At 70.4% G+C, this 21,439-nt stretch carries 24 protein-coding genes; 10 read left to right on the top strand and 14 right to left on the bottom strand.

All coding sequences use genetic code 11. The annotated features are described in order from the left end of the window. Window positions 1-8 precede the first annotated feature (8 nt). A complete protein-coding gene (locus tag MCHLDSM_RS14130; RefSeq protein ID WP_048470621.1) occupies window positions 9-1,136 on the bottom strand; it encodes a glycosyltransferase family 4 protein in 1,128 nt (375 codons plus the stop codon). A 91-nt stretch (window positions 1,137-1,227) separates the two neighbouring features. Here MCHLDSM_RS14130 and MCHLDSM_RS14125 point away from each other — a divergent pair, with 91 nt between their 5' ends. Next, window positions 1,228-1,917, top strand: a complete 690-nt coding sequence (locus tag MCHLDSM_RS14125) for a DsbA family protein (RefSeq protein ID WP_048470620.1) — start codon at window positions 1,228-1,230, stop codon at window positions 1,915-1,917. On the opposite strand, the gene MCHLDSM_RS14120 is transcribed toward MCHLDSM_RS14125, so the two are convergent. From MCHLDSM_RS14120 to MCHLDSM_RS14110, 3 genes are read right to left on the bottom strand one after another with little or no spacing between them, the layout of a single operon-like run. Then, entirely contained in the window at window positions 1,899-2,426 is a 528-nt protein-coding gene (locus MCHLDSM_RS14120; protein WP_048470619.1) for a DUF3592 domain-containing protein, read from the bottom strand. The genes MCHLDSM_RS14125 and MCHLDSM_RS14120 overlap by 19 nt on opposite strands. Then, entirely contained in the window at window positions 2,423-4,051 is a 1,629-nt protein-coding gene (menD, locus tag MCHLDSM_RS14115) for a 2-succinyl-5-enolpyruvyl-6-hydroxy-3-cyclohexene-1-carboxylic-acid synthase (RefSeq protein WP_174545672.1), read from the bottom strand. Before menD ends, MCHLDSM_RS14120 begins: the two co-directional genes overlap by 4 nt. A 2-nt stretch (window positions 4,052-4,053) precedes the next feature. Beyond that, the gene (locus MCHLDSM_RS14110) at window positions 4,054-4,836 is read right to left on the bottom strand and encodes an alpha/beta fold hydrolase (protein WP_048420654.1); all 783 of its coding nucleotides are present in this window, start codon (window positions 4,834-4,836) and stop codon (window positions 4,054-4,056) included. Between the two features lie 105 nt (window positions 4,837-4,941). Here MCHLDSM_RS14110 and MCHLDSM_RS14105 point away from each other — a divergent pair, with 105 nt between their 5' ends. Then, entirely contained in the window at window positions 4,942-5,802 is an 861-nt protein-coding gene (locus MCHLDSM_RS14105; RefSeq protein ID WP_048470617.1) for a type IV toxin-antitoxin system AbiEi family antitoxin domain-containing protein, read from the top strand. Window positions 5,803-5,809: 7 nt separating this feature from the next. On the opposite strand, the gene MCHLDSM_RS14100 is transcribed toward MCHLDSM_RS14105, so the two are convergent. Genes MCHLDSM_RS14100 through MCHLDSM_RS14085 form a run of 4 tightly spaced genes read right to left on the bottom strand, consistent with a single transcriptional unit; the run spans window position 5,810 to window position 8,976 of the window. Then, the gene (locus tag MCHLDSM_RS14100) at window positions 5,810-6,529 is read right to left on the bottom strand and encodes a DJ-1/PfpI family protein (protein ID WP_048470616.1); all 720 of its coding nucleotides are present in this window, start codon (window positions 6,527-6,529) and stop codon (window positions 5,810-5,812) included. A 13-nt stretch (window positions 6,530-6,542) separates the two neighbouring features. Beyond that, a complete protein-coding gene (locus MCHLDSM_RS14095) occupies window positions 6,543-7,505 on the bottom strand; it encodes a GlxA family transcriptional regulator (protein ID WP_048470719.1) in 963 nt (320 codons plus the stop codon). Between the two features lie 53 nt (window positions 7,506-7,558). Next, complete coding sequence (locus MCHLDSM_RS14090; RefSeq protein ID WP_082168869.1) at window positions 7,559-8,524, bottom strand: o-succinylbenzoate synthase; 966 nt, start codon at window positions 8,522-8,524, stop codon at window positions 7,559-7,561. Beyond that, window positions 8,521-8,976, bottom strand: coding sequence for a MarR family winged helix-turn-helix transcriptional regulator (locus MCHLDSM_RS14085; RefSeq protein ID WP_048470615.1), 456 nt, complete (start codon window positions 8,974-8,976; stop codon window positions 8,521-8,523). Before MCHLDSM_RS14085 ends, MCHLDSM_RS14090 begins: the two co-directional genes overlap by 4 nt. A 47-nt stretch (window positions 8,977-9,023) precedes the next feature. Between MCHLDSM_RS14085 and MCHLDSM_RS14080 the strand changes: the two genes are divergently transcribed. Together MCHLDSM_RS14080 and MCHLDSM_RS14075 are read left to right on the top strand one after the other, a co-directional pair. Further along, the gene (locus tag MCHLDSM_RS14080; protein WP_048470614.1) at window positions 9,024-9,491 is read left to right on the top strand and encodes an SRPBCC family protein; all 468 of its coding nucleotides are present in this window, start codon (window positions 9,024-9,026) and stop codon (window positions 9,489-9,491) included. 73 nt (window positions 9,492-9,564) lie between these two features. Next, window positions 9,565-10,185, top strand: coding sequence for an SOUL family heme-binding protein (locus MCHLDSM_RS14075; protein WP_048470613.1), 621 nt, complete (start codon window positions 9,565-9,567; stop codon window positions 10,183-10,185). Here the strand turns inward: MCHLDSM_RS14075 and MCHLDSM_RS14070 are convergent. After that, window positions 10,182-11,744 carry a long-chain-fatty-acid--CoA ligase gene (locus MCHLDSM_RS14070; RefSeq protein ID WP_048470612.1) on the bottom strand — a complete coding sequence of 521 codons (1,563 nt, stop codon included), beginning with the start codon at window positions 11,742-11,744 and terminating at the stop codon, window positions 10,182-10,184. The two genes, MCHLDSM_RS14075 and MCHLDSM_RS14070, sit on opposite strands and share 4 nt — an antisense overlap. 153 nt (window positions 11,745-11,897) lie before the next feature. On the opposite strand from MCHLDSM_RS14070, the gene MCHLDSM_RS14065 reads away from it, so the two are divergent. Next, window positions 11,898-12,317 carry a YciI family protein gene (locus MCHLDSM_RS14065; RefSeq protein WP_109788818.1) on the top strand — a complete coding sequence of 140 codons (420 nt, stop codon included), beginning with the start codon at window positions 11,898-11,900 and terminating at the stop codon, window positions 12,315-12,317. 54 nt (window positions 12,318-12,371) lie between these two features. Here MCHLDSM_RS14065 and MCHLDSM_RS38120 read toward each other — a convergent pair whose 3' ends face one another. After that, complete coding sequence (locus tag MCHLDSM_RS38120) at window positions 12,372-13,145, bottom strand: CAP domain-containing protein (protein ID WP_048470611.1); 774 nt, start codon at window positions 13,143-13,145, stop codon at window positions 12,372-12,374. A gap of 175 nt (window positions 13,146-13,320) precedes the next feature. Here MCHLDSM_RS38120 and fadD8 point away from each other — a divergent pair, with 175 nt between their 5' ends. After that, a complete protein-coding gene (fadD8, locus tag MCHLDSM_RS14055; protein ID WP_048470610.1) occupies window positions 13,321-14,922 on the top strand; it encodes a fatty-acid--CoA ligase FadD8 in 1,602 nt (533 codons plus the stop codon). Between the two features lie 134 nt (window positions 14,923-15,056). Beyond that, a complete protein-coding gene (locus MCHLDSM_RS14050; protein WP_174545683.1) occupies window positions 15,057-16,265 on the top strand; it encodes an RNA polymerase sigma factor in 1,209 nt (402 codons plus the stop codon). On the opposite strand, the gene MCHLDSM_RS14045 is transcribed toward MCHLDSM_RS14050, so the two are convergent. From MCHLDSM_RS14045 to MCHLDSM_RS14030, 4 genes are read right to left on the bottom strand one after another with little or no spacing between them, the layout of a single operon-like run. Next, a complete protein-coding gene (locus MCHLDSM_RS14045; protein ID WP_234713970.1) occupies window positions 16,262-16,885 on the bottom strand; it encodes an SAM-dependent methyltransferase in 624 nt (207 codons plus the stop codon). The two genes, MCHLDSM_RS14050 and MCHLDSM_RS14045, sit on opposite strands and share 4 nt — an antisense overlap. Continuing rightward, window positions 16,882-17,649: a PIG-L deacetylase family protein gene (locus MCHLDSM_RS14040; protein ID WP_048470608.1), complete on the bottom strand. Its 768-nt coding sequence runs from the start codon at window positions 17,647-17,649 to the stop codon at window positions 16,882-16,884. Before MCHLDSM_RS14040 ends, MCHLDSM_RS14045 begins: the two co-directional genes overlap by 4 nt. Beyond that, window positions 17,646-18,587, bottom strand: a complete 942-nt coding sequence (locus MCHLDSM_RS14035) for an acyl-CoA dehydrogenase family protein (protein ID WP_048470607.1) — start codon at window positions 18,585-18,587, stop codon at window positions 17,646-17,648. The genes MCHLDSM_RS14040 and MCHLDSM_RS14035 overlap by 4 nt, the downstream gene beginning before the upstream one ends. After that, on the bottom strand, window positions 18,584-19,285 hold the full coding sequence (locus MCHLDSM_RS14030) for a glycosyltransferase family 2 protein (RefSeq protein ID WP_048470606.1): 702 nt from the start codon (window positions 19,283-19,285) through the stop codon (window positions 18,584-18,586). The genes MCHLDSM_RS14035 and MCHLDSM_RS14030 overlap by 4 nt, the downstream gene beginning before the upstream one ends. Before the next feature lie 63 nt (window positions 19,286-19,348). Between MCHLDSM_RS14030 and MCHLDSM_RS14025 the strand changes: the two genes are divergently transcribed. Genes MCHLDSM_RS14025 through MCHLDSM_RS14015 form a run of 3 tightly spaced genes read left to right on the top strand, consistent with a single transcriptional unit; the run spans window position 19,349 to window position 21,408 of the window. Next, complete coding sequence (locus MCHLDSM_RS14025; RefSeq protein WP_048470716.1) at window positions 19,349-20,044, top strand: HAD family hydrolase; 696 nt, start codon at window positions 19,349-19,351, stop codon at window positions 20,042-20,044. A 20-nt stretch (window positions 20,045-20,064) separates the two neighbouring features. Next, entirely contained in the window at window positions 20,065-20,505 is a 441-nt protein-coding gene (locus tag MCHLDSM_RS14020) for a nitroreductase family deazaflavin-dependent oxidoreductase (protein ID WP_048470605.1), read from the top strand. Between the two features lie 3 nt (window positions 20,506-20,508). Continuing rightward, window positions 20,509-21,408, top strand: coding sequence for a 1,4-dihydroxy-2-naphthoyl-CoA synthase (locus MCHLDSM_RS14015; protein WP_048470604.1), 900 nt, complete (start codon window positions 20,509-20,511; stop codon window positions 21,406-21,408). Window positions 21,409-21,439: the final 31 nt, after the last annotated feature.

Raw genomic sequence — 21,439 nt, 5'->3', positions numbered from 1 at the left:
CCCCGAAGTTACGCGGCGCGCGCTCCGCGCCTGCCGGCCACATCGTCGTAGTGGCCGAGCAGTTCGTCGCAGATCACCGGCCAGGTGCGGCCCACCACACTGCGCCGCGCCGCCACCGCGTAACGCCGCCGCTCGGCGACGAGGTGGTCGACCGACGCCGACAACCGCTCGGTGAACTCGGACACGGGCAACAGCAGCCCGGTGCGGTACGGGGCGACCAGGTCACGCGGGCCGCCGGCATCGGGCGCGATGACCGGAACACCGGAGGCCATCGCCTCCTGCACTGCCTGGCAGAACGTCTCGTGCTCACCGGGATGGACGAACACGTCCATGCTGGCGTACGCCGCCGCGAGCTCAGCGCCATACAGTGCGCCGGTGAAGACGGCACCCGGCAGCGCCGCCTCCAGCTTCGGCCGGTCGACCCCGTCCCCCACGACGACGACCTGCACGTCGTCCCGCGCGGCCAGCACCGCGAGCCGTTCCACGTGCTTCTCCGGGGCCAGCCGACCGACGAACCCGACGACGGGCTTACCGTGCGGCGACCACGATCGGTGCAGCCGCTCGTCGCGCGCCGAGGGGGCGAAGCCGGTGACGTCCACCCCGCGCGACCACTTGTGCACGCGCGGAATGCCATGGCTGACAAGGTCGTCCATCGCCGCCGTGGACGGCGCCAGGGTGCGGTCGGCCTTGCTGTGCAGGCGTCGCGTCCACGTCCACGCGGCGCGGGACATGACGCCGACGCCGTAGCTCTGGGCGAACCCGGCGATGTCGGTCTGGAACACCGCGACGGTCGGCACTCCGAGATGACGCGCCGCGTGCACCCCGCCCCAGCCCAGCAGGGCGGGTGAGGCCAGGTGCACGACGTCGGGGTCGAACCCGCGCAACACCCCCACCATCCGCGGCCGCGGGACACCCAGCGGCAGCGAGGTCACCTTGGGGAACATCATCGACGGCACCCGGTGCACCCGGATCCCGTCGTGCACCTTGTCGGCCGCGGGCTGGCCGCGCGGCGTGTCCGGGGCGATCACGAGCACCTCGTGCCCGGTGCGACGGAGATGCTCCATCACCCGAAGCACCGAGTTGGTGACGCCGTTGACATTCGGGAGGAACGATTCTGCGACGATGGCGACGCGCACACGACGACGGTGACATCGCCACCTGTCCCGGAGGTTGCCGACAGGGATATGTCGCACGAATTGCGGGTTCTGCGGCGTTATTCTTCGGAACATGCGCAGAACGCGGACGGTGCTCGCTGTCGCGGCGATCGGGCTGATGCTCGGCGTCGTCGGCTGCTCGAAGGACGTCACCGGCACCGCCCGCCCCGATCCCGCCACCGCGCCGCTCGCCCTGTCCGACGACGGATTCGGCATCGTCGCCGGCTACGCGGACGCCCCGGCGCACATCGAGATCTTCACCGAGCCGCAGTGCACCCACTGCCACGACCTGCAGCAGCATTTCGGGGACCAGATCGCCTACTACGTGACCGTGGGCGGTCTGCAGGTCACCTACCGCCCGCTGACATTCCTCGACCAGGACACCGAGAGCGGCTATTCGGCGACGGTGGCCAACGCGATGTTCGTCGCCGCCGAACCGACCGGAGACGCAACCACCACCGGCACGCAGTTCCAGCACTTCGTCGAAGAGCTGTGGGCGCAGCAGGATCCGGGAGGTCCGGCGTTCACCGGTGACGAGCTGCGCGACATCGCCAGGGGCGCTGGTCTACCAGAAGCAGTGGCCGACAACGTGTCCCGCGAGCAGGAGGCAGTCGACGTCGCCGCGATGGAGGAGGCCAACTTCAGCCTGCTCTACGACGCCGACCCCGTCAGCACCGGAACCCCGACGGTCGTCGACCTGAACACCGGCGAGAAGATCGACCTCTCCGACGACACCTGGCTCGATCAGCTCGTCGCGTCCTGAGGAACCGCCTCGGAATCGATGCGGCGCTGCACCAGCGCGGTGACACCCAGGGCGGCCCCGGCCACCAGCCACCCGATTACCGCGAGCGACCCCGCGGGGATGATCGCCAGCGACGCGTCACGGTCCTGCACCCGCACCAGATCCGGGTTGTTGGTGTCGTATTCGACGTAGATGCGCATGCCGTTCTCCAATTCGGAGGGGTACAGCACACCGAGTTCGGGCCGGTAGGTCACGCGGTCGGGCGTGACGAACTCGATCGTGGACCGTCGCGGGCCCGCGTCGAGCACGGTGGCCTCCGCCACGCCCATGTGCCGCTCGATCTGGCGGTCGTCACGCCAGGCGCCGACGATCAGCAGCACCGACTGCAGCGTCACCAGACACGCCACCACCACGATGCCGATCCGGACGCGCCGCAGGATCCGGCCGCGCCGCGTCTCCCCCGGCTCGCCGTAGAGATGCGGAATGATGAACTGCCACAGCGCCTTCAGTCGCGCGAGCAGTGCGGTCACAGCACCGCCTTGATCGACGCGTGCAGCGCCCGCAGCGACGACCGGTCGGCCTTGACCTCGAGCACACGCATCCCGTCATGCGGTTCCTCGAGAGCGGCGGGCAGCTCGGCCGCCTCGATCTGCCGGCTCTCCACGTGATAGGCGCGGCACAGCGCACCCACGTCGACGTCGTGGGGCGTGCCGAAGATGCGTGAGGACACGTCGGAGAACCGGGGATCGCCCTGTTCGAGCAGTTCGAAGATGCCGCCGCCGTTGTCGTTGGACACCACGATGGTCAGATCGGCCGGCATCGGCTCCGTCGGACCGACCAGCAGGCCCGAGCTGTCGTGCACGAACGTCAGATCCCCGATCAGCGCGATCGTGCGGCCCCGGTGCGCCAGCGCCGCGCCGATCGCCGTCGACACCGTGCCGTCGATGCCGGCCACGCCGCGGTTGGAGCGCACCTTGACCTCGGCGGTGTTGAAGCCCACCAGCGCGATGTCGCGCACCGGGTTCGAGGCGCCGAGCACCAGCTGGTCACCGGGACGCACCGCGTCGGCCACGGCCGCGGCGACGTGCAGTCCGGTGGTCAGCGGGTGGGCGGCCAGCTGGCCGCGCACCGCCTCGCAGGCGTGCCGGTGGGCGTCGGCGCACCGATCGAGCCAGTCCGGCGCCGGCGCCCCCGAGGTGACCGCCCGCGTGCCCGTCGCCTGCGAATTGCCCGACACGTCCGGCCAGCGCGGTCCCGTCGTCAGCGCGTACACCGGGATCGACGGATCGGCCAGCAGCGCCGACACCGGGCGGTGCAACGTCGGACGACCCAGCATGATCACCTGCTTGGGCCGAATCAGGTTGAGCGCCAACGGATGCAGCGGAGTGCGCGCGTACGGCGCCGTCGGCTCGGCGACCGTGGGCAGATGCTCGAGGTTCGGGTGGACGCCCGCGCCGTGCCCGGCGATGACCACGGTGTCGGGGGTCAGGTCGATGTCGAGCGGCTGATCGAACGTGACCGGCGGGGTGATCGTCCACGGCCGGCCGTCGGGGCGACCCTCCGGCGCGTACGCGGCACCGGGTTCGTCGATCGGGGGCACCAGCGGCTCGCGCAGCGGAATGTCGAACTGCACCGGCCCGGCGTTGGCCGAGCGGGCCCCCGTCGCGGCGACCACCACCCGGCACGTCGCCGACCGCCACTGCGCGTTGAGGGAGGCCATCTTCTCGGGGGCGTCCTCCGCGAGACCGAGGCTGATGTTGGCGCGCATCTGGGTGCCGAAGTAGCCGAGCTGCTCGAAGGTTTGGTTGGCCCCCGTCCCGAGCAGCTCGTAGGGCCGGTTCGCCGACAGCACGATCAACGGCACGCGGGCGTAGTTGGCTTCCACCACCGCGGGCCCCAGGTTGGCCACCGCGGTGCCCGACGTCATCGCCACGCACACCGGCGCACCTTCGGCGACAGCCAGTCCGATGGCCAGGAAGCCTGCCGTGCGTTCGTCGATGCGCACGTGCAGGCGCAGCCGGCCGGCGCGGTCGGCGTCGTGCAGCGCGAAGGCGAGGGGGGCGTTGCGCGATCCGGGGCACAGCACGACGTCGCGGACGCCGCCGCGCACCAGTTCGTCGACGACCACCCGGGCCTGCGCCGTCGAGGGGTTCACCACTACAGCGTATCGGCGAAGAAATTGAGGATCGCGGTGTTGACCACCTGCGGCTTCTCGATGAAGCCGAGGTGACCGGTGCCCGGGATCTCGAGGAACGTCGCGTTGGGCATCGCGTTGGCGACCTCGCGGCCGAGGTAGGAGGGCAGCACGACGTCGTCGGCGAACCCGATCACCAGAGCCGGGGTCTGCACGTTCTGATAGGCGGCCAGCCGGCTGCTCTGCGGCGCGATCGACAGCTGTGTGCGCATGCCGGGCGTCGGCTTCTGCGGCCACATCGTGAACATGTCGATCCAGTCGCGGATGGCATTGTCGTCGTTCAGGGTCTTCGGCGAAAAGCTCTCCAGCAGGCGCACTTTCGCCTCGAACTCGACGGGGAGTTCGATCCCGGAGTCGGCCAGCGCCTGCTCACCCTTCCAGAAGAAATCGCGGGTGCGGTCGTGGCGGCCGCGGGTGGCCATCAGCACTGCCGAGCGCACCAGTTCCGGGCGGGCGACCATCAGCTCCTGGGCGATGTAGGAGCCCATCGACAGCGCGACGATCCGCACCGGGGCCAGGCCGAGCTGCTCGATGATGTCCACGACGTCACCGACCATGGTCTCGGTGGTGAAGCCGTCGGCGTTCTCGGTCGCGCCGACCCCGCGGTTGTCGAACGTCACACATCGGTAGCCCGCGCGGGCGAAGACGGGCACCTGGTGCAGATGCCAGGTGCGACCGGCGCCCCCGCGACCGGCGATGAAGAGCACCGGATCGCCGGTGCCGCGGTCGTCGTAGGCCAAATTCACCCCGCAATGGTACGAATCCGGCGCGCTGACCGACATCGGGCGTCGTTTCGCGCGCCGGATTCGCGGAGAAGGGAACCGATCGACCCCCTGCTGCGTCCGACAGACATGCTCAGCGACTATCTGCGCGATCAAGACGGAGTCATCACGCTCGCGCAGGCACGTGACGCCGGGCTCAGTCAACGGGCGGTGCAGTACCGGGTGCGGACGGGCCGCTGGCGCCGATGCGCTGTCGGCGTCTACTTCGTCGACGACCGTCCGTTCACCGATGCGGCACGGGTGCGCGCGGCTGTGTGGGGTCATGGCCCTCTCGCTGCGGCGAGCGGCTTGACTGCAGCCTGGTGGCAGAGCCTGACCCAGTTCGCGCCGAACAAGCATGAGGTGACCGTGCCTCGCGACAGTCACGGCCGACCGCACGACGGCACTCGGGTGCGGCGCCGGGATCTCCATCCGGCTGACGTGATCGAAGTCCGCGGCGTGCGCGTGACGGCCGTGCCGTTGACGGTGGTGGAGGCCGCGGTCAGACGTCGCGACGGTGCAAAGCTGCTGGACAGCGCACTGCAGCGGCACGTCGATCTCGAGAGCTTGTGGCGGACGCATCTGCGCAACAAGGGGCGAACCGGTGCGCCCAGAGCACGCCGGCTGCTGCAGGCGGCATCCGACGGGGCCCGATCGGAAGCGGAACGCCGGATATTGGCGCTGTTGCGTGGCGCGGGAATCACCGGATGGAAGGCGAACTACCCGGTGGGCGGTTACCGAGTCGACGTCGGATTCCCGTCGGCCAAGGTGGCCATCGAGGTCGACGGTTTCGCCTTCCACAGCGGTGCGCAGGAGTTTCAGATCGATCGCCGTCGTCAGAACGCCATCGTGCTGAGGAACTGGCAGGTGCTGCGGTTCACCTGGCTCGACCTCGTCGAGTACCCCGAGAAGGTCATCGCGACGATTCGGGCCGCGATTGCGGCGCGCTAACCCACACTCATTGTCGTTTCGCGCGCCGGATTCGCGCGAGCGCAGCGTCCCACATCAGGCCGCCGGCCGCCGCGAGCGAGGCGGGTTTGGCCAGGTCGCGTGCCATCAGCGCGGTGGCGGCGGCCTTGGTCGACGCCGACGCCTTCGACATGTGCCCGGAATCGAACGGCGGCTGCGGGTCGTACTCCATCGACAGCTGGATGACCTTGGCCTTGGCCTCTCCGCCGATGCGACCGGCCAGCCACAGCCCGAGGTCGATCCCCGCCGACACGCCTGCACAGGTGACGAGGCGGTCGTCGGCCGGCACGATCCGCTCGTCGCCGACCGGCACCGCCCCGAACGTCCGCAGCACCGGCAGCGCCGCCCAGTGCGATGTCGCCCGCTTGCCGTCGAGCAGCCCCGCGGCGGCCAGGATCACCGACCCCGAGCACACCGACGCGGTCCACGTCGACGTCGCGTGCGCGCGGCGCACCCAGTCGAGCACCGCTTTGTCACGGGCGTGCTCGAGCGTGGTCATCCCGCCGGGGATCAGCACGATGTCCGGCGACGGGGTCTCGTCGAAACTGTGCGTGGCCCCGACGAGCAGCACCTGGGAGTCGGCAGCGATGGGACCCGGCTGGTGCCAGACGAAACGGACCTCGGTGTCGGGCAACCACCGCAGGCACTCGTAGGGGCCGATGAAGTCCAGGGCGGTGAACCCGGGATAGAGCACGATCGCGACCTGCATGGCCGATCTCCTTTCAGGCGAACGTCTTTCGATACTGGTCAGGTGAGACGCCGAGACGGCGGACGAAGTTGCGGCGCAGCGTCTCCGAGGAGCCGAACCCGCAGCGCGCGGCGATGACGGTCACGGGGTCGTCGGTCTCCTCGAGCTGACGGCGGGCCGCCTCGACGCGCACGCGCTCGACGTAGGCGCCGGGTGCCTCGCCGACCTCCTCGGTGAACACCCGGGTGAAGTGACGCGGGCTCATCGCCGCGCGGCGCGCCAGCTCGGCGATGCTGTGGGTACCGCCGGGTGCGGCCTCGATGGCCTCCTGCACGTCGCGGATCGGGGTGCGCCGCGCGCGCGGCATCCACACCGGCGCGGCGAACTGCGTCTGCCCGCCCGGCCGGCGCAGATACATCACCAGGTAGCGGGCCACCGTCTGCGCGGCCTCGGTGCCGAGGTCGTCCTCGACGAGCGCCAGCGCCAGATCGATGCCGGCCGTGACGCCCGCGGCCGTCCACACCGTGGCCGAGCTGCGGATGAAGATCGGGTCGGGGTCGACGGTGATCGCGGGGAATTCCGAGGCCAGCTGCGGCGCGAACGCCCAGTGCGTGGTGGCGACGCAGCCGTCGAGCAGGCCGGCCTGCGCGGCCAGCACCGCGCCGGTGCAGACGCTGACCACGCGGCGGGCGTGCGGGGCCACGGCCGAGATCCAGTCGATCAGGTCGGGATCCTTGCGTGCCGTCTCGGTGCCGTAGCCGCCGGGCAGCACCACGGTGTCGACCGGCCCGGCCGGATCGGGCAGTGGGTCGGCGACGAGCGTCAGCCCGGTGCCGGTGCTGACCGGCACGCCGTGTGCCGAGACGACGCGGACGTCGTACCCGTCCGCGTGGTGGGCGTGCGCATACAGCGTCGCCCCGGTGAACACCTCGAACGGGCCCACCATGTCTAGCGCCTGGACTCCCTCGAAGCCGAGGATCAGGACCTGCCGCGCCATGTCCTCAGTGTCAGCGACCACCGCGATGGCGTCCAGGCCGTGTACCCCACAGATCAGGACACGAGCGGGTAGCACTGCCGGATGCGCTCGATCCACCAGTCCCGACGCGCGGGCGGCGCCGCCAACGCCGCGATCCGGGCCGGGTCGGGGGTCGCCGCCGCCGCGGGCAGGAAGCCGTCGACCGGCACCAGGGGGTCGGCGACGTCGTCGACGAACAGGCTGCCGGTACCCAGCCCGCACGCGTGCCGAAGCTCGGGGAGACACCCCGCGGCGACCAGTCCGGCGCCGATGCCGACCGCCGAGTCCAGCGCACTCGACACCACCACCGGAATGTCGATCTGCGCGGCGATCGCCAGCATCGCCCGCACGCCGCCCAGCGGCGCGACCTTGAGCACCGCGACGTCGGCCGCACCCGAGCGCACCACATGCAGCGGATCGTCGGCCTTACGGATGCTCTCGTCGGCGGCCACCGCGACGTCGACGCGGCGGCGCACCTCCGCCAGTTCGGGCACCGTCGCGCACGGCTGCTCGAGATACTCCAGCGGCCCGTCGGCGGTCAGCGCCGCGGCTGCCGCGACCGCGTCCTCGACGCTCCAGCCGCCGTTGGCGTCGACCCGCACCGTCGGGACGAGGGCGCGGACGGCGTTGACGCGCGCGACGTCATCGGCCAGCGACTGCCCGGGTTCGGCCACCTTCACCTTGGCGGTGCCCGCGCCGGGGAACCGGGCCAGCACCTCGGGGACCTGCGCGGCCGGCACCGCGGGCACGGTCGCGTTGATCGGGATGCGGTCCCGCCGCGTCGGAGGCAACGGCTGGTAGGCGGCCTCGAGGCCGGCGGCCAACCAGTGCGCGGCCTCGGCGGGGCCGTACTCCACGAACGCCCCGAACTCGCCCCAGCCGGCCGGGCCGTCGATCAGCGCGACCTCCCGCGTGGTGATGCCGCGGAATCGCACACGCATCGGCAGGGCGACGACGTGCAGGCGGTCGAGGAGGTCGGCGAGGTCCATCGCTTCGATCATCCGGCACCCGGCGGTTGCGCCTGTTCGAACGCCGCGGCGATCTCGTCGAGCCCCCTCACCAGCGCGCGACGATCCCGCTCGCTGAGGGCGGCACCCGCCGCGGAGACGCGCTGTCCGAGGGGTCGGTAGATCTCGGCGAGCGAGCGCCATGTGGTGTCGCGCAAAGCGACGAGCACGCTGCGCCGGTCGCGTTCGGAGGGGAGGCGCTCCACCAGCCGCGCCGCTTCGAGCCGGTCGACGAGCGCGGTGACCGATCCGCGTGACAGCCCGAGATGGTCGGCGAGGGACGCGGCGCTGCGCGGCCCGTCTTCCAGGGAGTTCAGTGCCCGCAGGTCGCTGCGACCGACACCCAGGGCTCGGCAGGCCGCCTCGTCGAAGTCCTCCATGGCGCGCCACAGCGCACGGCACGCCTGAAGCACGCTGTCGGCAGGTTGTGCAGCTGCGTCTCGCATGGTTCGATGACCATATCATTCGATCATCGAACTTCCTGGGAGCCCCGATGGAGTGGTCTGAGACCGTGATGATCGATCAGCCGCTGGCCCGAGTGCGACAGGCGATCGCCGATGAGAACGAGCTGCTGGCCTGGTCGGCATGGCCGGAGGCCACCGGGTACACCTGTCGGATCGAGGGCGATGGACTCAGCGTCGGATCCGCGATCGTGTTCACCGACGCCAAAGGCACGACCCAGGGACGTCAGGAACTGCACTCGCTCGACGAGCACACCGTCGACTACCGGCTGCGCAACCGCGGCCCCGGCGGCCGGGAGATGACCCCGCACCTGAGGTTCCGGCTCGAGGACGTCGACGGCGACCGCACCCGCGTCCACCTGGACTTCCAGGCGACCGCGCCCCTGCCACCCGGCCTGCGTCACCTCGTCGAGGCGGTGATGGGCCGGCGTGTCCGTCGCCTGCACATCAAGGATCTCCAACAGCTCAAGCAGCACGTGGAGAACACCACCGTCCGGTGAGCGATCGGCGGACCCATCCACGGGGTACCCCGGCCACGAATACCCCACTGACGAGTCTGGGAAAGGACATCCTGTGGCCAACCGCATCGTGAAATTCGCCAGCCAGCTGGGAGAATCCGCGCTGTCCATCGTCGGCGTCCGCACCGTCGAGGAGCCCCACTACATCAGGCGACCGCTGACCGACACCGTCGAGATCCGGCAGTACGGCTCGCGGATCGCCGCAGAGACCACCGTCACCGGCGACAAGCAGAAGGCCCTCAACACCGGGTTCCGCCGGCTCGCGGGCTACATCTTCGGCGGCAACCACCGCGACACCGAGATCGCGATGACCGCGCCGGTGAGCCAGCAGTCCGCCAAGGAGTCAATCGCGATGACCGCGCCCGTCTCCCAGACGGGCAGCGCCGAGGACGGCTGGACGGTGCGCTTCTTCATGCCGTCGAAGTGGTCGATGGAGACCCTGCCCGAACCCGACGACGAGAACGTCCGGCTGGTGACGGTGCCTCCGCAGACCGTCGCGGTGCTGACGTTCACCGGCGACCGCAGCGCGGCCGCCGTCGCCGCGCGCACCGAGGAACTGCGCACGACGCTGCGCGACAACGGCATCGAGCCCGTCGGTGAGACGACCGCGTGGTTCTACGATCCGCCGTGGACGCTGCCGTTCCGCCGGCGCAACGAGGTCGTCGTCGGCATCTAGACCGTCGCGCGGTCCCGGCCGTCCCAATGCGGTTTGCGCAGTTCCTTTTTCAGGACCTTGCCGGTGGGGTTGCGGGGTAGCTCGTCGGTGATGTCGACGGACTTGGGGCACTTGTAGGCGGCCAGCCGCTCGCGGGCGAACGCGATCAGGTCCTTCTCCGAGACCTCCGATTCGACCACGACGACCGCCTTGACGACCTCGCCCCACTTCTCGTCGGGTACGCCGATCACCGCGACCTCGACCACCGCCTCGTGCTCGGCGAGCACCCGCTCGACCTCGATCGAGTAGATGTTCTCGCCGCCGGAGATGATCATGTCCTTGAGCCGATCCTCGACGAAGATGTAGCCGCCGTCGTCGACACGGCCGATGTCGCCGGTGCGGAACCAGCCGTCCTCGGTGATCGCCTCGGCGGTGGCCTCCGGCTTGTTGTGGTAGCCCTTCATCAATTGCGGTGTCTTGAACCACAATTCGCCCTGCTCACCGGTGGGCACGTCCTCCAGGGTGTCGGGGTCGACGACCCGCACCTCGGCGTTGGGGACCAGCGTGCCCGCGCTCGAGAGCCGCTCCTCGCGGCCGGGATCGCGATGCGCCTCGGGCAGCAGGTGGCTGATCACCCCGCACACCTCGGTGAGCCCGTAGGCCTGGATGAAGTCGGTGTCCGGCCAGGCCTGCAACGCCTGACGCAGCAGGGGCAGCGGCATCGGTGACGCCCCGTAGGCGTAGGTCTTCAGCGCGGCGAACAGCTTGACCGCGTCCTCGCCCGACTCGAGCACCTTGGCCAGCACCGCCGGCACCAGGAAGGTGCGGTTGGCGCCCTTGAGGATCGCCCCCGCCAGCGCCGCGCCGTCGACGTCGCGGGTCATCACGCTCGGGAAGCCGTCGTGAATGCCGAACTGCACGTAGGACGATCCGCCGACGTGGAACAGCGGCATCGAGACCATGTTCTTGTCGCCCTCGTCGAACTCGAAGCCCTCGTGGGCGTTGACGGTGTGGGCGATGATGTTGGCCTGCGTGAGCTCGACACCCTTGGGCCGGCCGGTGGTGCCCGACGAGTACATGATGATCGCCACGTCGCCCGGTTCCACGTCCTCGGAACGCTGCACCGGCGTCGACGCGGCGAGAATCTCTTCGTACTCGTCGTCGCCTTCCGGCGTCACGGCGATGACGTGCTCGACGTTGGTCAGCTTGTCGCGGATCCGGTCGATCGAGGACATGAACTCCGCGCCCACGATGAGCACCTTGGCGCCGGAGTCGTTGAGCACGTAGTCGAGTTCGTCGGCGGCCAGCCGGAAGTTGATGATCGCGGTGGCGGCGCCCAGCGACGCGGCGGCGATCGTCGTCTCGACACACGCGGGATGGTTCTTGTCGAGGAACGCCACGACGTCGCCGCGCTTGATACCCCGTTCGGTCAGCGCCCCGGCCAACCGTCGGATCCGGTCGTCCCACTGCGCCCAGGTCCAGTTGCGGTCGAAGTAGTCCATCGCCTCGGCGTCGGGGGTGGTGGCCGCCCAGTGGGCGACGCGTTCGTCGAGGAAGCGGGGTTCGGGCAGATCGGCCATGGTCAGCAGCGTGCCATGCCCGCGCCCGCCCCGGGCCGAAAAACTTTTCTTGCCGGCCGTGTCGATTTGCGTCTGCGCCGATCGACGAGTGGGTGAAGGGCATCCTGAACAAGACCTGACGAGCCCTTCCCACCGAGAAGAAGGAGAGAGACCATGACCCGCTACATGCTGATCCTGCGGTCCACCCCCGAGGCCGAGAAGGCCATGGAGAACGTCGACTTCAACGACGTCATCGCCGCGATGGGCCGCTACAACGAGGAGCTCCTCAAAGCCGGGGTGCTGCTCGCCGGGGAAGGCCTCGCCGGACCCGAGGACGGCTTCGTCGTGAACTTCGACGCCGAGACGCCGGTGATCACCGACGGCCCGTACACCGAGGCCAAGGAGCTGTTCAACGGGTTCTGGATCCTCGGGGTGTCGTCGATCGAGGAAGCCAAGCAGTGGGCGCTGAAGTGCCCGCTGGGCTGCGGCGCACGGCTCGAGGTCCGGCGCGTCACCGAGACCGAGGAGTTCCCGCAGGACAACGAGTGGGTGCAGAAGGAGATGCAGTGGAAGAAGGAGGGCTACCCGGGCTGAGCCCTCAGCCGCCGGCATGGCCGTCCGTGCGGACCGCCATGCCGGCGCGGTGCGTCAGACGTCCTGTTCGACGTGACCGAATTCGACGTTCTTGCCGTTGAAGTCGCCCTTGCAGGACACCGTCACGTGGTAGGTCGACAGCGGCGGCGGCGGGAGCACCGGGAAGCTGGTGCTCCCGTTCGGGCCGATCGAGAAGGTCTTGTTGACCCCCGGCAGCACCGGGTTCGTCGCGACATAGGTGCACGTGCCGGCCAGCGCCGAGGAGTTGGTGATGTTCACCGTCCAGCTGGTCAACCCCCGGTCGAACGCCAACCGGATCGCGTCCGTGGGGGCGACGGGGTCGGGCTTCGGGGGCTCGGGAACGACCACGGGCGCGGGATCGGGGCCCTTGGCGACCGGCGGTGGGTCCGCCGGCTTGTTCGGAGCGCCCAGCACGATCGTCACGACGTCGACCTCGCGATCCTCGTGCCGGATGAAGCCGACGCCGAATTCGGTGAAGTCGCAGTTGGTGATGACCCCGCCGGCGCCGCGCGAGTACGCGCTCGTCGTCGCCGCGGCCTGCGGATCGCCGGACCCGAGGAACGCGAGCGTCCGCCCGTTGTATCCGGCGGGCTGTCCGTCGACCGGGTTCTCCGAGCGCGCATACGTCTGAGCAGCGCCCTCGAGGACGCCTCTGTCGTACTTCAGCGCCGGGCAGCGCGCCGGACGGTCCTTGTTGACGGTGTTGATGATCGCGTCCAGCGGGTCGGCGTGCGCGACCGGCATCGCTGCGAGCGAGCCGGCGAATGCGGTGGCCAGGGCCAGCGAAACGGCAGTTCGGGTGGTCATCAGAAGTTCTCCCCTCGGTGTCGGCCGACGCTCTGCCGGCCGTCGGGGAAAGTGTTTCGCCTGAAGTGTTTGCGATCGCGCGTAGTCGACTACGCGACTTGCGCGGACCCCGCCCTCGTCGCCCCGGGTACCGGGCCTGGTGACTAAAATTGGAACACGTTCTAATCTGTAGCCCATGAGTGATCTGCTGCGGCATCCCCTGCACTCCGGCCACCTGACCGTCGGCGCGCTGAAGCGCCACCGGGACCGGCCCGTGCTGTTCCTCGGCGACATCACGCTCACCGGCGGTGAGCTGGCCGATCGCATCAGCCAGTACATCCAGGCCTTCGAGGCGCTGGGGGCCGGCACCGGCGCCGCGGTCGGACTGCTGTCGCTGAACCGGCCCGAGGTGCTGATGATCATCGGCGCCGGCCAGACGCAGGGGTACCGGCGCACCGCACTACACCCTCTGGGGTCACTGGACGACCACGCGTACGTGCTCGCCGACGCCGAGGTGACCTCGCTGATCATCGACCCCAACCCGATGTTCGTCGAGCGGGCGCTGGGCCTGCTGGAGAAGGTGCCGTCGCTGAAACAGATCCTGACCATCGGTCCGGTTCCCGCCGAGCTCGCCGACGTCGCCGCCGTCGACCTCAGCGCCGAAGCGGCGAAGTACGCGCCGCAGCCACTGGTCGCGGCCGACCTGCCGCCCGACCACATCGGCGGGCTGACCTACACCGGCGGCACCACCGGCAAGCCCAAGGGCGTGATGGGCACGACGCAGTCGATCACCACGATGACGACGGTGCAGTTGGCCGAATGGGAGTGGCCGGAGAACCCGCGATTCCTGATGTGCACGCCGCTGTCGCATGCGGGCGCGGCGTTCTTCACGCCGGTCATCGTCAAGGGCGGCGAGCTGATCGTGCTGACCAAGTTCGACCCGGCCGAGGTGCTGCGGGTGATCGAGGAGCAGAAGATCACCGCCACGATGCTGGTGCCGTCGATGATCTACGCGCTGATGGACCACCCCGACTCGCACACCCGCGACCTGTCGTCGCTGGAGACCGTGTACTACGGGGCCTCGGCGATGAACCCGGTGCGCCTGAAGGAGGCGATCCGGCGGTTCGGACCGATCTTCGCGCAGTACTACGGGCAGTCCGAGGCGCCGATGGTGATCACCTACCTGGCCAAGAAGGACCACGACGAGAAGCGGTTGACGTCATGCGGGCGGCCCACGCTGTTCGCGCGGGTGGCGCTGCTCGGCGACGACGGCCAACCGGTGCCCCAGGGCGAGGTGGGAGAGATCTGCGTGTCCGGCCCGCTGCTGTCGGGCGGGTACTGGAAGCTGCCGGACGCGACCGCCGACACCTTCCGCGACGGGTGGATGCACACCGGCGACCTCGCGCGCGAGGACTCCGACGGCTTCTACTACATCGTCGACCGCACCAAGGACATGATCGTCACCGGCGGCTTCAACGTGTTCCCGCGTGAGGTGGAAGACGTTGTGGCCGAACACCCCTCGGTCGCACAGGTGTGCGTGATCGGTACGCCCGACGAGAAGTGGGGCGAGGCGGTGACGGCCGTGGTGGTGCTGCGACCCGATGCGGCGACCGACGAGGCCGCGGTCGACACGATGGTCACGGAGATCCAGGTGGCGGTCAAGGAGCGCAAGGGCTCGGTGCACACGCCCAAGCAGGTGATCGTCGTCGACTCCGTGCCGGTGACCGCGCTGGGCAAGCCGGACAAGAAGGCGGTGCGGGCGCAGTTCTGGGAGGGCGCGGGGCGTTCGGTCGGCTGACGACGCGGCGAGCGTGCGCCTTCTCGGGACTTTTCGCGGCGTGGCTGCCGCAGACACGCACGCTCGCGTTGAGAAACAATGACGGGGTGGCCAGCGACCCCTACGTCCAGCGCACCGTCGACGCGGTGTGGCGCATGGAGGCCGCGAAGATCGTCGCGACGCTGACCGCCGCGGTCGGCGATGTCAGCTTCGCTGAAGACATGGCTGCCGAGGCACTGGTCGACGCGCTCACCCAGTGGCCCGAGCGCGGGGTGCCGCGTAATCCCGGCGCGTGGCTGACCACCGTCGCCAAGCGCAAGGCCATCGACCACTGGCGCCGCAGCGACAACCTCGACGCCAAATACGCTGTGCTGGCCCGCGAACTCGAGACCGTCACCGACAGCGCCTGGGATCCCGACCGCATCGACGACGACGTGCTGCGGCTCGTCTTCATGGCCGCTCATCCGAGCCTGCCGCGGGAAAGCCAGATCGCCCTGACGCTGCGCCTGGTCGGCGGCCTGACCACCGACGAGATCGCCGCCGCCTTCCTCGTCCCGAAAGCCACCGTCGCGCAACGCATCGTGCGTGCCAAGAAGGCGCTCACCGGCGTACCGTTCGACATCCCCGACCGCTCCGACCACCCCCAGCGGCTGTCCGCCGTGCTCAGCGTGATCTACCTGGTGTTCAACGAGGGCTACTCGGCATCCTCCGGCGACCGCTGGATCCGCGACGAATTGTGCAGCGAGGCACTGCGTCTCGGGCGGGTCCTGGCGGCCCTGCTCCCCGACGAGGCCGAGGTGGCCGGCCTGCTCGCGCTGATGGAGTTCCAGTCCTCGCGCCTGGGCGCCCGCACCCGCGCCGACGGAACGCCGATCCTGCTCGAGGACCAGGACCGCACCCGCTGGGACCGCGCCGCCATCGGGCGTGGCGTCGCCGCATTGCGTCGGGCCTCGGAGATCCTGCAGCGCACCGAGATCGGTTGGGGCTGGTACACGCTGCAGGCCGCACTGGCGGAGTGTCACGTCGTCGCGCCGACCGCCGCCGACACCGACTGGGCCCGCATCGTTTCCCTCTACGACGCGCTGCGCCGGCTCGCCCCGTCCCCGGTGGTGGAGGTCAACCGGGCGGTGGCCGTCGCCATGGCCGACCCGGCCGCCGGCCCCGCGGCGGCATTGCGCCTGATCGACGACATCCGCGGCCTCGAGGGCTCCTACCTGGTGCCCAGCGTGCGCGCAGAACTGCTGTCGCGGATGGGCCGGCACGCCGACGCGGCCGGCGAGTTCGACCGCGCCGCGCAGTTGGCGGACAACGAGGCCGAGCGGAAAGTGCTGCAGGACAAGGCGTTGCGCGCTCGCAACGGCTAGGCGCCGGGTACCGCCGTGCGCTCGGCGACCGATGCCGCGCTCACCGTGTCGAACACGTCGATGACCACGTCGGTGTCCGTGTAGCCGCCCAGGCGGTGCAGCCCCGCGGTCTGTGCGACGACGTCGTTGGCCGCGTCACCGCTCATCGGATAGTCGTCGACGGCGTGCCGCCAGTGCGCGGCAACGACGGTGGCCGACGGTGCCAGCCGGGGCACCTCGCGGTCGAGCACCTGCCGCAACGTCTCAGGCTGCAGGTAGTAGCACAGTTCCGACAGCACCACGAGGTCGAACGGGCCGTCCGGCCACGGCTCGTCGAACGAACCACGGAGCAGTCGAACCCGGTCGGCCACCCCGGCCGCCGACAGACGCCGGTGCGCGGCGTCCAGTGCCGCGATGCTGACGTCGGTGCTCGTGACGCGGTCACAGCGCCGGGTCAGCAGTTCGGTGAGCACGCCGACCGAGCAGCCGGGCTCGAAGGCGTGCCGGTATCGCCGGTACGGCAGCACGGCTGTGGTGATCGCGTACTTGCGCTGTTCGTACCACCGCGTCCCCAGCGACCATGGGTCGTCGGCGTCGGCGTACATCCGGTCGAAGTAGGCGTCGGGCAACCGGGCACTCACCGGAACGCCACCTCGCCGACGGTCAACAGCCGGTGCACGACCGCGGGCGGAAGCACCGGTTCGCCGCCGGGAGTCGGTGCGGTGAACTGGCTTTCGAAGCACCGCGCCGCGCGTTGCTTGCGCTCCAGCGCCGCTTCCGTCAGACGCGTCATGTGGGCACGCCCCCAGGGCACCGCCGTGTCGCCGGGCCGCGCCCAGTGCCACATCCACACCGGATACTCCACCAGCACCGCCCCGGTCTGCTCGACCGCGACCGCGGCCGCCCTGCCCACCGCCTCGTGATCGGGATGACCGTCACCCCGCCACGGCGCGGCGCACCACGTGCCGGGCGGCTTTCCGTCGAGGATCTCGACGAGCAGATCGGCGAGTCGCTGCTCGTGCGCCGCCACCTGCCCGTCAGGGAGGCCGAGGCTGACCGGCGCATACAGGCCCAGCACACCGGCCGCGCGCCTCAGCTCCTCCCGTCGCGTCTGCTCGAGCCGATACCGTTGCAGCAGAGACAGTTCCGGGTAGGCCGCGCCGCCGTCGGTGGCCGACACGATCTGCGCGCGCACCCCGGACTCGGCGAGCAGCGCCGCCGTCGCACCGAAACCCAGTGTCTCGTCGTCGGGATGGGCACCGACCACCACCAGCTCCCGACAGGTCGTCAGATCCAGTTCCGGCAACTGCAGCCCGGCGTCGACCCAGGTCTGCGTCGGGGTGCCGCCGTCGGGGACGGGCTGCGCCGACAGCCGCGCACCATTTCCCACCCGCGCGGCCGTCATGGCGACGCTCCGGCGAGCACACCGAGTCGTTCCAGGTCCCGTTCGGCGTGGCTCTGCCGCACGTAGACCGAGAGGTCGGCCACCCGCCGCGCGTGCTCGGGGTCCAGGCACAGCGGCGCCGGCCCCAGCGCGCGGCCCGTCCGCGAGATCGCCTCGTCCACCGCGGTCTCGACCACCGCGCGGGCCCGACGGGCCAGCAGTTCTGCACGTCCGGAACGGTTTTCGGGATCCGCGTCGACGTCGCCGGCGACCGCGGTCAGCGTCGCCTCCGCGCAGGCCAGCGCCGCGTCGACCGCGCCCAGGTGCGCCAGCGCGTGTGCGTCGGCCTTGTCCGCCGCCGCCCGCGCGTACAGCGGCGCGGCGACCGCGCGTGCGCCACCGAGCCAGCACGCCGCCACACCCGCTCCGCCCTGCCAGAACCCGGGCCGGGTCAGGTACTCCCCCGGCTCGCCGACGACGACAGCCGGGGCGTCCTCGAAGTGCACCGATCGGGTGTCGGAGTCGGCCATGCCGGCGTTGCGCCAGGTGCTGGGCAGGGGCCGCACCCCGGGCGCGCCGAGGTCGACGGCGAACAGTCCCCGCTCCCCCGACGGCAGCTGCGCGGTGACCAGAGCGTGCGAGCACAGGGCCGCGCCCGAGCACCAGACCTTGGTGCCCGACAGCCGGACCGCACCGTCGTCATCGCGCGCCGACAACACCGCGTCGCCGGCCTCCGCAGCCCACACACCCCACCACTGGCCCGGCTCCGGACGGGGACCGCCGAGCTCGGCGAGAATGGCGACCGCGTCTGCATGCGCCTCGGCGAGCCGTCCGGCGGTCACGTCCACCTCCGCCATCGCCGCCAGCCGCTGCCAGCGCAGGGCGGTGGAGCCACGGCCCGGCAGCGGCAGGTCGAGCTCACCCGAGACCAGCCACTCCGTGACCAACCCTGTGCTCACGAGGCCGCTTTTCGCGACAATCCCCTGAGGTGGCCGGCGAATCCGTTCGGGGCGCGCCCCTCGGCGCGATCGGAGGTCGCCACCGACAGGTTGCTGTCGCGGTGGACCAGCAGGCCCGCGGCCTTGACGCGGTCCACGAGGTCGACGTCCTCACCGGTCTCGAGCGGCCGGAACCCACCGACATGCCAGTAGGCGTCGGCACGGAAGCCCATGTTGGCGCCGTGCACGTGGTGATGGCCGGGCCCGCCGGATCTGTAGGCGCTCAGGTAGCGACGGACGACCGCCGCCGAGAAGTTGCGCCACGACGGCACCCGGACCACCCCGAGCACCATGTCGGCTCCCGGCGCCGTCATCCGCACCAGCCAGTCTGCGTCGACCTGGCTGTCGGCGTCGGTCGTCGCGTACCAGGTCGCCGCGTCGTCGTCGTGGATTCCCCGCGCGTAGGCGAAGCCTGCCGCGCGCGCCGCACCGACGTTGCCGGCCTCCACCGAGACGAAGTGCACGTCGGGACCGAACTCCCCCGCCAACTGCTCGCTGCCGTCGTCGCAGCTGTCGAGCACCACGACCGTCAGGACCGGAGCGGAGACGGCCAGCGCCGCCGTGGCCAGCGCACGCAGGCAGGCGGGCAGGTGAGCGGCTTCGTTGTGGGCGGGCACCACGACGACGATCTGCGACGGAGCCGTCGCGGAGAAGCGCATGGCCCTTAATTAGCCGTTCAGCGACGTTTTCACACCTGGCACGATGGGGACGTGGGCGACGCCGTGACAGATCTGCAAGCTGTGCTGTTCGACTTCTCGGGCACCCTGTTCCGTCTCGAGGAGGACGAGAGCTGGTTCGCGGGCATGGAGCTCGACACCCCCGACAACCGGGAGGTGGACGAACACGTGCAGGCCGAGCTGGTGCGCCGGCTGACCGCCCCCACCGGCCGCTCGGTGTCGATGACTCCCGAGGCGTTGCAGGCCTGGGTCAACCGCGACCTCGCCCCGCACCTTCATCGGGAGGCGTACCTGCACGTGCTGCGCGAGTCCGGGCTTGCCCGTCATCACGCGGAAGCGTTGTACGCCAAGGTGATCGACCCGGCGTACTGGACGCCTTACCCGGACACCGCGACCGTGCTCGCCGGTCTGCGCGAGCGCGGAATCAAGACCGCGGTGGTGTCCAACATCGCGTTCGACATCCGGCCGGCGTTCGAGACGATCGGCGTGGCCGGCGACGTCGACGCGTTCGTGCTGTCGTTCGAAGTCGGCGCCGTCAAACCCGACCCGGCCATCTTCACCGCGGCGCTGGAGCAGGTCGGGGTGCCCGCCGAGCGGGCGCTGATGGTCGGCGACAGCGACGAGGCCGACGGCGGCGCCCGCGCGCTGGGCTGCGCGTTCGCGCTCGTCGACCCGCTGCCGACGCGGGAGCGCCGCGACGGGCTGGTCGCGGCGCTGTGGCCCCACGGCATCCAGATCTGATTTCGCCTACCGTCGACACCATGGCCGATCCCCAGCCGCCGTGGTGGCTCAAGCCGTTGAACAAAGTGCTGATCGCCGGGTCGCGCATCGGGCTGATCAAAGACGGACCGATGGTGCTGACCGTGACGGGCCGCACGTCCGGTCAGCCGCGGTCCACCCCCATCACACCGTTCGAGGTCGACGGGAAGCGTTACGTCGTCGGCGGCTTCCCCGGCGCCGACTGGGTGCGCAACGCCCAAGCCAACCCGGACGCGGTGCTGACGCGCGGCAAGGTGCGCGAGCCGGTGCGGATGATCGAGCTGCCCGCCGAGGAGGCGCGCCCGCTGCTGCGGCAGTTCCCGATCCTGGTACCGACCGGGGTGAGCTTCATGAAGAACGCGGGACTGGTCACCGGACCGAACCCCGACGAGTTCGAGGCGCTGGCCGGGCGCTGCTCGGTGTTCCGGTTCGATAGCGTCTGACGGGTGAGCAATCCGTTCGACGCCAGTCTGTGGGAGCCGGTGGCCGGCTTCGAGGACCTGACCGACATCACCTACCACCGCCACATCAGCCAGCCGACGGTGCGCGTCGCGTTCGACCGCCCAGAGGTGCGCAACGCATTCCGTCCGCACACCGTCGACGAGCTCTACCGCGCGCTCGACCACGCCCGGATGAGCTCCGACGTCGGCGTGGTGCTGCTGACCGGCAACGGCCCGTCGCCCAAGGACGGCGGCTGGGCGTTCTGCTCCGGCGGAGACCAGCGCATCCGCGGCCGCTCCGGCTACCAGTACGCCGCCGGCGAGACCGCCGAGACCGTCGATCCGGCGCGGGCCGGCCGGCTGCACATCCTCGAGGTGCAGCGCCTCATCCGGTTCATGCCCAAGCCGGTGATCTGTCTCGTCAACGGCTGGGCCGCCGGCGGCGGGCACTCGCTGCACGTCGTCTGCGACCTGACGCTCGCCTCCCGCGAGCACGCCCGGTTCAAGCAGACCGACGCCGACGTGGGCAGCTTCGACGGCGGCTTCGGATCGGCGTATCTGGCCCGACAGACCGGGCAGAAGTTCGCCCGCGAGATCTTCTTCCTGGGCCGGCCCTACACCGCCGAGCAGATGCACGCGATGGGCGCAGTCAACGAGGTCGCCGACCATGCCGAGCTGGAAAACGTTGCGCTGCAATGGGCTTCGGAGATCAACGGCAAATCGCCGCAGGCCATCCGGATGTTGAAGTACGCGTTCAATCTGCTCGACGACGGGCTGGTGGGCCAGCAGCTGTTCGCGGGCGAGGCGACGCGGCTGGCGTACATGACCGACGAGGCCGTCGAGGGCCGCGACGCCTTCCTGGAGAAGCGCGACCCCGACTGGACGCCGTTCCCCCGCTACTTCTAGAGCGATTTCGGCGTCGTTGGTCGCGCTGAGC

The organism is Mycolicibacterium chlorophenolicum (genome assembly GCF_001044235.1).
In the GTDB taxonomy this organism is placed as follows: domain Bacteria; phylum Actinomycetota; class Actinomycetes; order Mycobacteriales; family Mycobacteriaceae; genus Mycobacterium; species Mycobacterium chlorophenolicum.
The sequence above is the reverse complement of the archived record's forward strand: the minus strand, read 5'-3'. Positions and strand labels throughout refer to the sequence as shown.